The sequence below is a fragment of the Sorangium sp. So ce295 genome, assembly GCF_051527405.1.
GTDB classification, from domain to species: Bacteria; Myxococcota_A; Polyangia; order Polyangiales; family Polyangiaceae; genus Sorangium; species Sorangium cellulosum_B.
The window spans coordinates 3368325-3382154 of sequence record NZ_CP150324.1 but is presented as its reverse complement, the minus strand read 5'-3'; the positions used below and the strand labels follow the sequence as shown (position 1 = coordinate 3382154).

Annotated in this window: 9 protein-coding genes; 6 read left to right on the top strand and 3 right to left on the bottom strand. The window is 73.7% G+C overall.

What is annotated here, in order from left to right:
• The first annotated feature begins 8 nt into the window (after positions 1-8).
• Positions 9-680: a class I SAM-dependent methyltransferase gene (locus WMF11_RS13045; RefSeq protein ID WP_437977715.1), complete on the top strand. Its 672-nt coding sequence runs from the start codon at positions 9-11 to the stop codon at positions 678-680.
• A 35-nt stretch (positions 681-715) separates the two neighbouring features.
• Here the strand turns inward: WMF11_RS13045 and WMF11_RS13040 are convergent, their stop codons facing one another.
• Complete coding sequence (locus WMF11_RS13040) at positions 716-1156, bottom strand: CBS domain-containing protein (RefSeq protein WP_437717290.1); 441 nt, start codon at positions 1154-1156, stop codon at positions 716-718.
• A 204-nt stretch (positions 1157-1360) separates the two neighbouring features.
• Here WMF11_RS13040 and WMF11_RS13035 point away from each other — a divergent pair, with 204 nt between their 5' ends.
• Positions 1361-1894: an N-acetyltransferase family protein gene (locus WMF11_RS13035; RefSeq protein ID WP_437552137.1), complete on the top strand. Its 534-nt coding sequence runs from the start codon at positions 1361-1363 to the stop codon at positions 1892-1894.
• A gap of 105 nt (positions 1895-1999) precedes the next feature.
• On the opposite strand, the gene WMF11_RS13030 is transcribed toward WMF11_RS13035, so the two are convergent.
• The gene (locus WMF11_RS13030) at positions 2000-2419 is read right to left on the bottom strand and encodes a hypothetical protein (protein ID WP_437977714.1); all 420 of its coding nucleotides are present in this window, start codon (positions 2417-2419) and stop codon (positions 2000-2002) included.
• Between the two features lie 438 nt (positions 2420-2857).
• On the opposite strand from WMF11_RS13030, the gene WMF11_RS13025 reads away from it, so the two are divergent.
• Positions 2858-6886: a serine/threonine-protein kinase gene (locus WMF11_RS13025; protein WP_437977713.1), complete on the top strand. Its 4029-nt coding sequence runs from the start codon at positions 2858-2860 to the stop codon at positions 6884-6886.
• Positions 6887-6907: 21 nt separating this feature from the next.
• Here the strand turns inward: WMF11_RS13025 and WMF11_RS13020 are convergent, their stop codons facing one another.
• Positions 6908-9970 carry a PQQ-dependent sugar dehydrogenase gene (locus WMF11_RS13020; RefSeq protein WP_437977712.1) on the bottom strand — a complete coding sequence of 1021 codons (3063 nt, stop codon included), beginning with the start codon at positions 9968-9970 and terminating at the stop codon, positions 6908-6910.
• A gap of 478 nt (positions 9971-10448) precedes the next feature.
• On the opposite strand from WMF11_RS13020, the gene WMF11_RS13015 reads away from it, so the two are divergent.
• The 3 genes from WMF11_RS13015 to WMF11_RS13005 are packed head-to-tail and all read left to right on the top strand — an operon-like array spanning position 10449 to position 13817.
• Complete coding sequence (locus WMF11_RS13015; protein WP_044964684.1) at positions 10449-10973, top strand: hypothetical protein; 525 nt, start codon at positions 10449-10451, stop codon at positions 10971-10973.
• Entirely contained in the window at positions 10954-11331 is a 378-nt protein-coding gene (locus tag WMF11_RS13010; RefSeq protein WP_012234954.1) for a hypothetical protein, read from the top strand. Before WMF11_RS13015 ends, WMF11_RS13010 begins: the two co-directional genes overlap by 20 nt.
• Before the next feature lie 17 nt (positions 11332-11348).
• On the top strand, positions 11349-13817 hold the full coding sequence (locus WMF11_RS13005) for a SpoIIE family protein phosphatase (RefSeq protein ID WP_437977711.1): 2469 nt from the start codon (positions 11349-11351) through the stop codon (positions 13815-13817).
• Positions 13818-13830: the final 13 nt, after the last annotated feature.

Here is a 13830-nt window from a genome sequence, read left to right as displayed (position 1 = left end):
AGGCGACGATGATCGTGCAGCTCGGGAAGACGTCCGTCACGTGGACGCGCGCGGACCTCGAGGCGAAGCTCGCCGGCCACGCGCGCGTCCTCATCGACGTCGGCACGGGCGACGGCCGCTTCGTGTACCGCTCGGCCGGCGCCAACGCCGATACGTACTGCATCGGCGTCGACCCCGCGGGGGAGCGGATGCGCGAGGTGTCGTGGCGCGCCAGCCGCAAGGTCACCCGGGGCGGCCGGCCGAACGCGCTCTTCGTCGTCGCGTCCGTGCAGGCGCTGCCCGAGGAGCTCACCGGGCTCGCCCACACCCTCACCCTCAATTTCCCCTGGGCCTCGCTGCTCTCGGCCCTCGTGCTGCCCGAGGCGCCGGTGCTCGAGGCGCTGCGCCGGCTCGTCCGACCGGGCGGGGAGCTCATCGCGCTGCTCAACCAGAGCGTCTTCGACGACCGGCCCTACGCGGCGCGGCTCGGGCTCCCCGAGCTCTCGGACGCGTGGGTCGATGACACGCTGCGCCCCGCCTACCGCGCGGCGGGCTTCGAGATCCGGGCGAGCGAGCTCGTCGAGGGGGACATGCCGCACCAGACGAGCTGGGGACAGCACCTCACGCTCGCGTCGGGCCGGAGGACGCGCCTGCTCACGGCCGAAGCGATAGGCGCGATCGGCGGCGAAGCGCCGGGGTAAAGCGTCGCGAGGCGCTCAGGCGAGCGCCCGGCGAGCTATCGCGTGCTGTCGTGCTGCACCGCCTCCCGCTCGGTCACCCGGCGGATGGTCTGCGCGGTGTGCCTGTCGTCCTCGCTCTGTGCGATATCCGACAGGCTGATGATGCCGACCAGGCGGCCGTCCGCCTCGGTGCACAGGACGCGCGACTTGTGGTGCTGCCCCATCAGCTGCTCCGCGCGCTGCACGTCGTCGTCGGGCCGGCACGCGACCACCCCGCGCGTCATGACGTCGCCCGCCTTCGTGCTCAGCGGCCGGTTGTGGGCCAGCACCCGGATGGCGAGGTCGCGGTCCGTCAGCGCCCCGAGCACCCTCCCGGCGCTGTCGCAGACAGGAAGGAAGCCGATGTTCGCGTCGCGCATCTTGCACGCGGCCGTCTGGATGGTGTCGTCGGCCAGGACGCTCTGGATGTCTTGCTTCATGATCTCCTTGCACAGCATGGTTCCCTCCTTCGGTTCCGTTTGCAGCGCTCGGCAGCGTCATCGCGCACAAAAGGACCTTAGGGGACGATCGCGGGCGAGGGATGGAGCATCATGATGAATGCGGCGTCGGGGACCGCTTGATGGCGCCTCCGGCGGGCGAGCGCGCCGGGCGGCGCGCCGGCGGGGCGCCGCGGCGAAAGCCAACCTGGGGTGCGAGACACCATGTCAGAGCGGATCACAGGGGCGGTCATCCGCCGGGCGCGGCCGGCCGACGCGGCCGTCATCGCGCGCATCGAGGTCGACTCCTGGCAGGCGGCCTACCTGGGCCTGGTGCCGGCGGCCGATCTCAACGCCCTCTCCGTGCCGGCGCGCGAGGTGAGCTGGCAGCGCATCCTGAGCCGCGACGGCGCGACCGGGACGCGGACCTGGGTGCTCTGCGCCGAGGACGCCGGGCTCGGCTTCGCGAGCGCCGGGCCGACGCGCGACGACGACGACCCGGGCGACGTCGGCGAGCTCTACACGATCTACCTCCTGCCCGCCGCGTGGGGGCGCGGGCTAGGCGCCGCGCTGCTCGACACGGCGCAGGCCGACCTGGCCCGGCGCCGCCACAGGACCATGACGATCTGGGTCCTCGAGGGGAACACCCGCGCGCGCCGCTTCTACGAGCTCTCCGGCTTCACCCGCGACGGCGCGCGGCGGTGGGCGCGGGTCGGCGCCGGCAGCCTCCCGGAGATCCGCTACCGGCGAGCGCTGTAGCGCCCCGGATCCCACGCCGAGGGCGGCGGCGCCCCGGGGTGCCCCGCCGAGGGCGGCGCCGGCCCGTGCACCAGCGACGGCATCGAGCTGCGGCGCCCCGGCGCGCTAGCCGAAGCGCACGACGATGCTGCTGTAGCCGCCCCGCGGATCGTGCTGGGAGGTGATCTTTCCCCAGGGATACTCGTACGGCGGCGCGCCGAGGAGCGACGTCAGCCAGGCGTCGTGGCTGGCCTTGCGCTCCGCCTCCTCCTTCTCGGACCAGTCGTTCCAGAACGCCTTCGACTCGGCGCCCACCTCGAACAGCTCGACCCACGCGATCTTGCCGCTGCAGAAGTGCAGGGTGATGCGGAAGGTCCTGAAGCCGATGCGCTGGCGTGACATCCGGTATCCGCTCCACGGCTGCGTCTGGCTCAGGGCGTTGGCCATCCGCGCGAGCGGCGACGACAAGAACTGCGCTTCCGAGTACGAGGGCCCGATGCGAAGCCCGGATGTGAGCTCGATCTCGCCCGTCTGTCGATGGATCATCCAGCCCTCCGACCGCTCGGAACAGCATACACCACAGCTCGCGGACCGGCGCGGCTCAGCCGAGCCCCGCCGACGTCCGTGCGCGACAGTCACGCGCGGCCCCGACTCCGCCTCTCCGAAGGTGGGTGTTCGACGGAGATTCACCCCTGCCGATCGCTCGCACAGCTGCTCGGAGGACAACAGCCGCGATCCCTCTCGCGCAGCGCGAGGGACGCCGCTGTCCTCCGGTGTCGACACGACACCCACGATGTCGCGGGTGACCGAGCAGACCGAGCACCCACTTTCGCCATGGGCATAAGGAGGTGTCGCGCAATGCGGTTTTCCTGCTCGTGACAACCCGCAACACCGGTAATATCGGTCACGGATCGCGCCGGGCCCCACCCGAGGTCATCCGAGGTCTTCTTGCCGCGTTGCCCTTCCTGCCATCGCCGACTCGCAGTGCTCACCTCCTGCTCGACGGACGGAGCCACGGCGCCGTCCCGCCCGGCGCCGGTCGATCTCGACGCCGAGACGCCGCCGTCCGTCGCGGGCTTCCGCGTCGGCTCGCCGCTCGCGGCGGGCGCCTTCTCGGTCCTCTGGGCTGCGACGCGGTCGGAGGACGGCGCTCCCGCCGTGCTCAAGATCAGCAGGGCCCACTCGCTGCTCGCGCGCGAGCGGTTCCGCAGCGAGGCGTGGGCCCTCGAGCAGCTCGGTCCCCCGGCCTCGCCTCGCCTGTTCCAGAACGGCGTGCTCGAGGACGGCCGCGCGTACATCGCGATGGAGCGGCTCCGCGGCGAGACGCTGGCGGCCCACCTCGAGGGCCTGCCCGCCGCGCCCGACCTGCGCTCCGCCCTCGACGTCGCGCTCGGCGTGCTGAGCTGCCTCCAGGTGGTGCACGAGCGCGGCCTGGTCCACCTGGATCTCGCGCCCGAGAACGTCTTCCTCGAGCCTGACGGCGGCGTGCGGCTCCTCGACTTCGGCCTCACGCAGCGCGAGCGCGGCGTCGTCTGCCACCCGGCGGACAGCGCGCTCACCACGCTGGGCGCCATGCTCGGGACGCCCGAGGTCGCGTCGCCCGAGCGGCTCCGGGGCGAGCCGCTCGACGCGCGCGCGGATCTCTACGCCTTCGGCGCGCTCCTCTTCGAGCTGCTCACGCTGCGCCCTCCGTTCGCGGGCGATCCCGCGGACGTCGCGCAGGGGCACCTCGGCCGGCTCCCCCCCAGGCCGAGCGAGATCGCCCCGGTCCCGCCGTCCATCGAGGCCCTCGTCCTCGCCTGCCTCGCCAAGGAGCGCGCGCGCCGCCCGGCCGACGCCGCGGGCCTGCGGGCCGCGCTCGCGTCGGCGGGCGCCGAGGCGCTCGCCCTGACCGGCGGCGCCGCCGGCGCCGCGGCGATCGCGGGAGACGACGCCGCCACCGGCTCCACGGACCGGCACGACACGGTGGTGCTCGCCCTGGAGGCCCGCGGCGCCGAGGCCGAGGTCCGCGCCGCCGTGGCCCGCCACGGCGGGCACCTCGCGCGGCAGCGCGGCTACCGCTTCGTCGCGATCTTCCCCGGCCCGAAAGAGGCGGCCGCGGAGCGCGCGCTCCTCGCGGGGCGGGAGATCGTCGCCTCGGTCGGCGCGCCCCTCGCGATCCACGTCGCGCCGTTGAAGCTCCGCCGCGACGGCGAGGGCGTCCACGCCGCGGGCATCGCCGTGGAGCGGCCCGAGTCGTGGCTGCCCTCGGATCCGTGGCGCGGCATCGCGCTCAGCGCCGAGCTCGTCACCGCCCACGCCGGGTTCGACGTCGCCGCGGCGAGCGAGGACGGCCGCTACTTCTTCGCCCCGGACGCGCCCCCGCCCTCGGGCCATCGCGGCGCGGCGCGCGCCGCGCCGCCGCTCGTCGGGCGCGGCGAGGCCCAGAGCGCCGCCGAGGAGAGCCGCGAGCGCGCGCTCGCGGGCCTCGGGCCCGGCCTCTGCGCGCTGATCGGCGAGCGCGGCGCCGGCAAGTCGCGCCTCGCCGAGGAGATCGCCGAGAGCAGCCGGCGCGCGCACCCCGGCGCGCTCGTGATCTCGCTGCGCGCCGAGCCGGAGCTCGGCGCGCGCCCCGGGGGCGGCTACGGCCGGACCGCGGCCGCCTTGCTCGCCGAGGTGCTCGGCGCGAGGGACGGCGCCCTCGCGGCGCCGGGCGACCCGCGCGCGTTCTGCGTCGAGCGGCTCGGAGAGCCGCTCGGCGGCGAGGTGTGGCCCGCCGTGGCCGCGATCCTCGGCTGGCCGGGCGGCTCCGCAGGCCGGCCGCCGCCGCGCCGCGGGAGCGTGATCCGGGCGCTCGCCGAGGGGCTCCGCCGGAGGGCGATGGAGCGGCCCGTCGTCGTGATCGTCGACGACGCGCACCTCGCCGACAGCGCCACGCTCGACGCGCTCGACCTCGCGACGCGGCGCGAGGCGTCGGTCTCGCTCTGGGTGCTGCTCGCCGGCACGCCCGCGCTGGCGGCGCGGCGCCACGCGCTGAGCGCCCGCGGCCACGCGCGCGATCACGTCGCGCTCCCGCCGCTCGACGACGCCGCGGGGCTCCTGCTCTGCGCGGAGCTCCTCCGGCCCGCGGAGCCTCCGCCGAGCGCGACGCTCCGGCGCATCTGCGCGTGGGCCGGCTACAACCCCCGCGCCCTCGTGGAGCTCACCCGGGCGATCAAGCGCGCGGGCCTCGTGCGGCTGCGGGCGAGATCGAGCGGCCACCAGCTCGCGACCGCCGAGCTGGAGAGGCTCCCGCCGTCGCCCGCGTGGCAGTGGTTCGCCGCGGGGCAGCTGGAGGCGCTCCCGCCGGAGCTCGCCGCGTGCGCGAGGCTCTGCGCGGTGCTCGGCTTCGAGCTCTCGGAGGACGTGGCGGCGAGCGTGCAACGCGCGCTCGAACGCGAGGGCGAGCGCGAGGACGCGGCGGCGGCGAGCGTCGACCACGTCGATGTCCCGAGCGCCCTGCGCGCGCTCGTGGCGCGGGGGCTCCTCGTCCCCCGCGGCGCGCACGGCGCCGCGCACGGCGAGGGCACCCTCTGCGGCGGCGCCAGCTACGCCTTCCGGAGCGCGCTCTTGCAGGAGGCCATCTACGCGCTGCTCGCGGAGGACCAGCGCGCGGCGATGCACCGGCACGCGCTCGCCGTCTGGGAGCTCATGGCCGAGGCCCGGCCGAGGGCGCCGGATCTGCTCGAGCCGATCGCGCGCCACGCCGCGGCCGCCGGGGCGCGCGCGCGCGCGGCGCACGCGTACCTGCTCCTCGGCGATCTCCAGCGCGACCAGCACAACAACGCGGTGGCGGAGGGCCACTACGCGTCCGCGCTCCTCTGGGCCGACGGCGACGATCAGCGCCAGCGGTACCTCGCGCTCCTCGGCCGCGCGCGCGTGCGCTACCGCGTCCTGCGCACCGGCGAGGCGCTCGACGATCTCCGCTCCGCGGGGGCGCTGGCCCGGACGATGAAGGACCCGCGGATGATCGCGGAGGCGCTGCTCGAGGAGGCGACCGCGCTCGACTGGGCGGGCGCCTGGGAGGAGTCGGCGGCGCGCGTCGAGGAGGTGATCCCGCTGCTCGACGCCCGCGAGGGCCGCGCCGACGCCGCGCTCGCCGCGCGCTTCGAGGTCGCGGCCGGCCGCTCGGCGTTTCGCAAGGGCAACCTGGACGACGCCCTCGAGCGGCTCACGCACGGCGTGGAGCGCGTCCGCGAGGCCGATCACGACACGCACGTGACCGGGCTCACGCTGCTCGCCTGCGTGCTCGCGCGGTCCGGCCAGCTCGAGGAGGCGGAGCGGCGCTTCGACGACGCCGTGCGCAGCTGCGAGGAGCGCGGCGACCGGGCCCACCTCTGCGCGGCGCTCGTCCGCCGCGCGGAGCTCTGGCCGGCGCTCGACGCCCCGGATCGCGCGATGGCGGACCTCCGGCGCGCGGTCCAGCTGGCCCGCGAGGAGGCCAGCGCCCTGGCGGAGCGCGACGCGACGATCAAGCTCGCGGAGCTGCTCTACCTCTGGGGGCACGAGGACGAGGCGCTGCCCCTGGTGCGGCAGGCGCGCTCGCTCGACGAGCAGCTCAAGGACAGGCCGGCCTACAGGAGCGCGCTCCTGCTCGCGCGGATCCACGCGATGCGCGACGAGCACGCGGACGCGAGCCGGCAGCTCCGGTGGCTCAGGGCGCAGGGGGCGGTCGCGGATCTGCCGCCGTACGCCCAGGCTCTCCTCGGCGTCATGCAGCTCGCCGTGAAGGACCCGAGGTCCGGCATGGAGAGCACGCGCACGCGGGCGACGGCGCGCGAGGAGGGGGAGCCGCCCGGCGAGCTGGGCGGCGTCCTCAGCGCCGATCAGCGGGTCGAGCTCCTCTACTGGCGGGCGCGCGCCCTGGTCGACGCCGGCCGCCCCGAGGATCTGGCGCTGCTCCTCGCGCGCACCGCGCCGCTGCTCGCCCAGAGCCGGGCCTGGCGCCCGCGCTTCGCGAAGCTCCGGGCGGGCGACGGGCAGCTCGCGGGATAGCGCCGCCGGGGCGCGGGGCCTTCACCTCGGATCGACGCGGAACACCTCGCCGGTCAGCATGACGACGTAAAGCTCGCCCGCGGCGTCCTCGCCGAACGAGGCCGCGGGCAGGCGCGACTCGAGGTCCGCCGTGATCTCGACGTGATCCCGCGCCCTCGAGCCGTCCCACCGCAGCGTCCAGAAGCGGTGCGTCCCGTAGTCGCCGTAAACGTACCTTCCCCGGAGGCACGGGATCGCCGAGCCGCGATAGACGTAGCCGCCCGTGATCGAGCCGCCCTCGCCGCTCGAGTGGCTGTGCTCCACGGCGGGCGCGACGCCGACGCGGGAGCACCCGGCGGCGACGCAGTGGTCGCCCTCCATCGCAGGCCACCCGTAATTGCGCCGCCCGGTGCGCGCGGGCTCGATGTCGAGCTCTTCCCAGGCGTTCTGTCCCACGTCGGCGATGTAGAGATCCCCCGTGCTCCGGTCGAAGCTGATGCGCCATGGATTGCGCAGTCCGTAGTCCCAGACGAGCGGGTTCACGCCCGCGCCGGAGAGGTTGCCTGGCGGGCCGAGCCCGCTGTCCACGTCGATCCGCAGGATCTTGCCGAGCGGGGACGAGAGATCCTTCGCCGGAGAGGCCGAATACGGCGTGACGGCCGAATCGCCGACGGACGCGTAGAGATAGCCGTCGGGGCCGAACGCGAGCGTGCCGCCCACGTGGTTCCAGCCGCCGTGCCTCGCGTCGAGGAGCGTCCGGACAGGCACGCTCCCCGGCGACGTGTCGGCGACATCGGGGTTCGAGGCCGAGCGGCGGAACTCGGCGATCGTGACGTTGCCCCTGGGCGCGGCGGTGTAGAAGAGCCAGAACCTGCCATTCTCCGCGTAGCCCGGGTGAAACGCCATCCCGAGCAGCCCGCCCTCCGCGGTCGGGCTGGGCGCGCACACGAGCGGGTTCGCGCTCGCGGGCGGCGAGGGCGGACACGATGTCCCGCCGCGGATGTCGAGGAACGGGGTGGACCGGAGGACACCGTCCTTGATCAGGCGGACGACGCCGTCCTTTTCGAGGACGAACATCCTCGATCGGTCGCCCGGCGGGCTCGCGAGGAAGACGGGTGTCGCCAGGCCGGCCGCGACTTGGGTGAGCTTCAGGCGCGGCACCCCGGCGCACGCAGCGCCGGAGCCGTCGCTGCCGGAGCCGTCGCTGCCGCTGGTACCGCTGCCGGAGCTCGCGCTCGTGCCGCTGGCGCCAACGCTCGCGCCGCCTGCGGCGCCGCCCGCGCTGCCACCGCCGCTCCCTGCCTCGGGCGGCGGCCCGAGGCCCTCGATCCACGAGCGAACAGCCGCCAGGCCCGCCGCGTCGGCGGCGTCCGACGCGATCGGCGGCATCTGCGCCCTGGAGCCGCGGTGCTCCATCCGCCGCACGACGGCGCTCGACTCGGGCTCTCCCGGCGTGATCCGGTAGTGCGCGCCGGGCTCCCAGAAGCTGGGTGTCACGCCCACGCCGGTCGTGTACGTATCGGTGCTCTCCACCGTGGTGTTCGCCGCGAGCAGGCGTGTCCGCAGGGTCGCGACGCCGGTGCTGTTGTGGCAATTGCCGCAGTTGGCATGGAGATAGCCGAGCGCGGCGGCCGCCCGGGCGTCTCCCGGCGGGCGCACCCCTCCCCGCCTCGGGACGGTGAGCCACCCGGCGTCGCTCAGGGACGCCATCGTCTCGCCCGGTCCATCGTGGCTCAGCTGCAGCGCGCTGAAGCCGAGGACGCGCTCCGGGAGCTTTCCGTGGCACTCCCAGCAGTCCGCGGTCCGCGGGATGTCGTGCGCGGTCCCGCGCGCGTCCTCGACGCCCGCCTCGACGAGGAACGCGTCGTTCCTCGCGGGATCCCACGCGTACGCGGCGAACAGCCAGTCGTCGATGCCCGGCCCGAACCGGTGGATGAACCGCGTCTCCACGGCCACGCCCTCCGCGCGGAACTCCTTCCAGAAGCGCGCGCCCACCGGCAGCGACCAGTGATCCATGTCGCTCGTGTCGACGGTGGAGCAGGGCGGCAGGTACACGAAGCGCCGCTTCGCCGCCCCGTCCGACCAGAGCTCGTAAGCAGGACGAAACTCGCGCGTGCCCGCTGCCCGCGATCGCGTCGTGATGTCGGCGTAGAGCCCGGTCTGGGAGAGCCGCGCGGGCGGCAGCGGATCGGGCGGCAGCGCGGCCCCGTCGGCGCACGGATCATCGTCCGCCGCGCTCGACGTGCCGGTCGAGCTCGACGCGGCGGCGCTCGACGCGGCGGCGCTCGATGCGGCGGCGCTCGACGTGGCCGCCGCCGGGCCCGCGCAGGGAGCGCAGCGCGGCCCTCCGCAGTCGAGGCCCACCTCGAGGCCGTTCATCACCCCGTCCGAGCAGGTCACGTAACAGACGTCGAGCCTCGGGCGCTCCTGCGCGCTGCCGATCTCGCTGCTCCTCAGGTAGGTCGTGTGCGCGCGCTCCTCGTCGAGCAGCAAGCCGTCGTTCCGCGCCGTCCCGAGCGCCCACGACTGCACGAGCGCCGACACGTCCGTCGCGCGAGCTCCGACGCCGGCCTCGGCCGCGAGGGTCGCCGCGCTCTCGCCTTCAAAACCGCTGTCCCCGATGCTCCACCAGGTGACGGTGCGCTCGTCCCACGGCACCGTGACGCGGTGTACGCTCACAGCGCTGCTCTCCACCGCGTACGTCTGATGGAAGACCAGCGAGGCAGAGAGGACCGTCGCGCCGACGGGCACGGGAGAGAGCCCGAAGTACACGACAGACCGGCGGCGGCCGGCGCCCGCGGCCCACCCCGTCGAGAGGTTCGGAGATGCGGAGTCGTTCCACCCCGGAGCGTTTTGCCACAGTGTCGCGTCTCTCACCGTGCCGAGCGTTCCACGCTGGATGGTGACGCACACCGCACCATCGCTCGACAGCGCCGCCGAGCCCGCTCCGAGCTCCGCCGAATCCCCCTCTCCGACGCCGGGAATCGCGCCGGAGGGGCGCCCGGGCTCGCCCTCCGTCCCGGGCGCGGTGCTGCAGCCGATCGCCGCCGCTGCAGCGGCGCCGGCCAGGACGCCGCGCATCACGAGAAAAGGGACGCCCGTCATCGCCGCCAAGCGACGTGGGCGGCGGCGCGACGGCCCGAGTGGCCAGGGCGGCCCGAGCGAGAAGCATCGTTGTTCCATACAGCAATACCCTCCTTGCTGGGTCGCCCGGCCGGATGTTTCCCTCAGGTGAAGGCGCATGTGCGCGAGCCGCGCGGTGGCCGCACCGGATCCATGGACACACCTGAGCACCGATGGACGCCACGTTCGTCATCAACGAGCATGCCACTCCGCCGCGGGCGACGCGTCGCGTTATGCCCTGGAGGAAAGCGCGCTCGTCGCGCGAACTGCGAAGCGCATCACATTCCGAGGTGAGAACCGCATCACATCGGAGGCGCGATGGCGGAGCTCGCTCCGGGTGCCCTGCTTGTTCCGCGCTCGTCGCCCGCGCTCACGCTCTCACGAGAGGGGAGCAAGAAGGCGCGCCGCCAGCGGAACTAGTGGTTGGATCCTGCGCGAGGGCGGCGTAACATAACAGATTGTGTCATCCCCCGAACCGACGCAGAGCGCCTCGCTATTCCTCTGCATCACCTTCTTTCCGAGCGAGCGCCTGGCGACGGCGGTGCTGCGGCTGGTGTCCAGCTTCTGCGGCGCCGTGCTGGACGACGCGAATGTGAGCTCGCGGTTCTACATGGCCGCGCACGAGCTCGCCGAGAACATCACCAAATACTCCACCGGCCCTCGCGTCAGCCTCGAGCTCGCGCTGGAGGAGGACGAGCGGTCGCACATCATGAAGATCCGCGCGCGCAACGAGGCGTCGCCGGAGCGGCTGCGAGAGGTCGAGAAGCGGCTGCTCGACCTGAAGACCGCGAGCGACCCGCTGAAGCACTACGACGACCTCATCACGGAGACAGCGATGGTCGAGGGCGTCTCCGGCCTCGGCCTCGCGCGCGTCCGCGCCGAGGGAGGGCTCGACGTCGACTACAAGATCGAGGGCAACGAGCTCACGATCATCGCGCACGCGCCGCTCGAGCGGTGGAGGATGAATGGACAGCCTAAGGGTTGATCGCATCACCACGGACAGCTTCGGCATCGAGCCGGCGCTGCTCGGCGATCGCCTGAGTATCAAGCTCACCGGGACGGGCGACATGGCGGCGGCCGCCCCGCTCGGCGCCTATTGCAAGGAAGTCCAGCACGAGGTCCGGCGCCTCTCGCTCGCAGCGGTAGAGTTCGACATACGCGCGCTGTACTTCCTGAACTCCAGCTGCCTGAAGGCGTTCATCGCCTTCATCTCCGGCGTCACCGGCCAGGGCCCCAGCTGCAAGATCCGGTTCGTCACGGACGCGAGGCTCGGGTGGCAGCGGCGGAGCCTGGCGGCCCTGGAGCGCATGTCCCCCGGCCTCGTCTCCATCCACGACAAGTGAACGGGGAGCGATAGATCATGGCGGCGAAGCGCCACACGATCGCCCTCCTGACCGACTACCTCTGCGGCGAGTACCAGTCCGAGGCGCGCTTCGGGGTCGAGCGCGCGGCCGAGGCGCACGACGTCAACCTCATCGTGGCCTTCGGCGAGACGCGCGCCCGCCAGGGCTACACGCTGGACGCCCGGGGCGGGATCTATTCGCTCATCGGCGCGACGACGGTCGATGGGGCGGTGATCATGTCGTCGGCGCTCACGAACCACGTCGGCCCCGACGGAGCGCGCGAGTTCTGCCGATCGCTCGCGCCCTTGCCCGTGTGCAGCGTGGGGCTCGCGCTGGACGGCATCCCGAGCGTCATCGTCGACAACGCGGTCGGGGGGGAGGCGGCGGTCGCGCACGTGCTCGACGACCACGCGTGCAAGCGCGTCGCCTACATCAGCGGACCGGCCAACAACGAGGAGGCGAAGCTGCGCGCCGTGGCGTACCGGAGGGCCCTCGAGGCGCGCGCGCTCCCCTATGACGAGCGCCTCTTCGTGTACGGCGACTTTCTGATCGACGGCGGCCGCCGCGCGATGCGCGAGCTCCTCGGGCGCAGGGTCCAGTTCGATGCCGTCGTCGCCGGCAACGACAACATGGCCCTCGGCGCGATGGACACGCTGAAGGCGCACGGCATCGACGTCCCTGGCGACGTCCTCGTGTGCGGGTTCGATGACGTCGCCGTCTCGCGCGTCACCAGGCCGTCGTTGACGACCGTCCGCCACCCGATCAAGGAGCTCGGGGCGCTCGCCGTCGAGACGGTCGTGCGCCAGCTCCGCGGCGAGCGCGTGCCGGAGTGCAGCCTCCTTCCCGTCGAGCTCACGCGGCGCGAGTCGTGCGGCTGCGGCTACTACGCTGCCCTCCCGCGCGCGACCGCGGCGCCTCCGCGCCGCGAGCCGCTCTCCATCGCCGCGCAGCGGGAGCCGCTGGAGCGCGCGCTCGCGCGGTGCGTGACCGTCCCGGCGGCGTCGCGCGAGGCCTGGCCCCGGGAGCTGCTCTCCGCGCTCGAGGAGGAGCTGAGCGGGCGGGAGGGCCGCTTCCTGACGGCGCTCCAGGACCTCCTCGACGCGGCGGGGCGCGAGGGCGTCGCCCTCGACCAGTTCCAGGGCGCGATCACGCTGCTCCGCTCGAAGATCGGCCGGGCGCCCGGCGGCGCCTCCGAGGACCGCCTCGAGCGGCTCTGGCACACGTGCCGCATCCTGATCAGCCACGCCTCCATCCGCGCCGAGGGCGAGAAGCGGCTGTACCTGGAGCGCGCGTCGGTCAACCTCAGCTGGACGGGCATGTTCTTCTCGACCTGCCTCGGCATGCCCACGCTCCGGCGCACGCTCGCGGCGGAGCTGCCGAAGCTGGATCTCACGCACGTCGCCATATCGCTCTTCGACGATCCCCAGGGCGCCACCCTGCAGTCGCTCTTTCTGATGGAGAACAGCCGCGAGGTGGAGCCGCCGCCCGCGAGCTTCGCGTCCTCGCGCCTCGCGCCGCCCGGATTCCTGAGCTCGTCGGAGCGCTGGAGCGTCGTCGCGATGCCGCTCACGTTCGGCGAGACGGAGAACTACGGCGTCGCGCTCGTCAACAGCGGCGCGAACGAGATGGTCTACGACGCGGCGCGCCTCCAGATCGGCTCCGCGATGAAGGCGGTGTCGATGCACCGGGAGATCGTCCGGCACGTGGAGGTGCGCGAGCGGCTGGAGCAGGAGAGGGTCCACCAGGAGACCCTGGTCGCGAAGCACATCCAGACCACGCTCGTCCCGGCGCACCTGCATGTGGAGGGGCTCGATCTCTCCGCGATGATGCGGCCGGCCGCGGAGGTCGGCGGCGACTACTACGACGTGCTCCCCACCCGGGACGGCGGGTGGCTCGGGATCGGCGACGTCGCGGGGCACGGGCTCGTGGCGGGCCTCGTCATGTTGATGATCCAGAGCATGGTCGCGGCCATGACGCGCAGGGATCCGCGCGCCCGCCCGGGCGAGGTCGTCTCGGCGCTCAACCGGGCGATCTACGACAACATCCGCGACCGGCTGAAGCGCGACGAGCACGCGACCCTGCTGCTGCTGCGCTACGAGCGCGACGGGCGGGTGACGTTCGCGGGCGCGCACGATGACATCCTCGTGTGCCGCGCGAGGACGCGGAGGAGCGAGTGCATCCCGAGCTCCGGCGTGTGGGTCGGCGTCCTGCCGTCCATCGACGCGATGACCAGGGACGCCGAGCTCGTCCTCGAGGACGGCGACCTGCTCGTGCTCTACAGCGACGGGGTGACGGAGGCGCGCAACGCGCACCGGGAGCAGTTCGGGCTCTCGCGGCTCTGCGCCACCGTCGAGGCCGCCCAGGACGCGCCGGTCGACGACATCCGCGACCGGATCCTGCGGGAGGTCGACGGCTGGTGCCCCAGCCCGGACGACGACATCACGATCGTCGTGGGCAGGTACCGCGCGCCGGCGGCCGCCCTGTAGCCGCGGCGGCTCA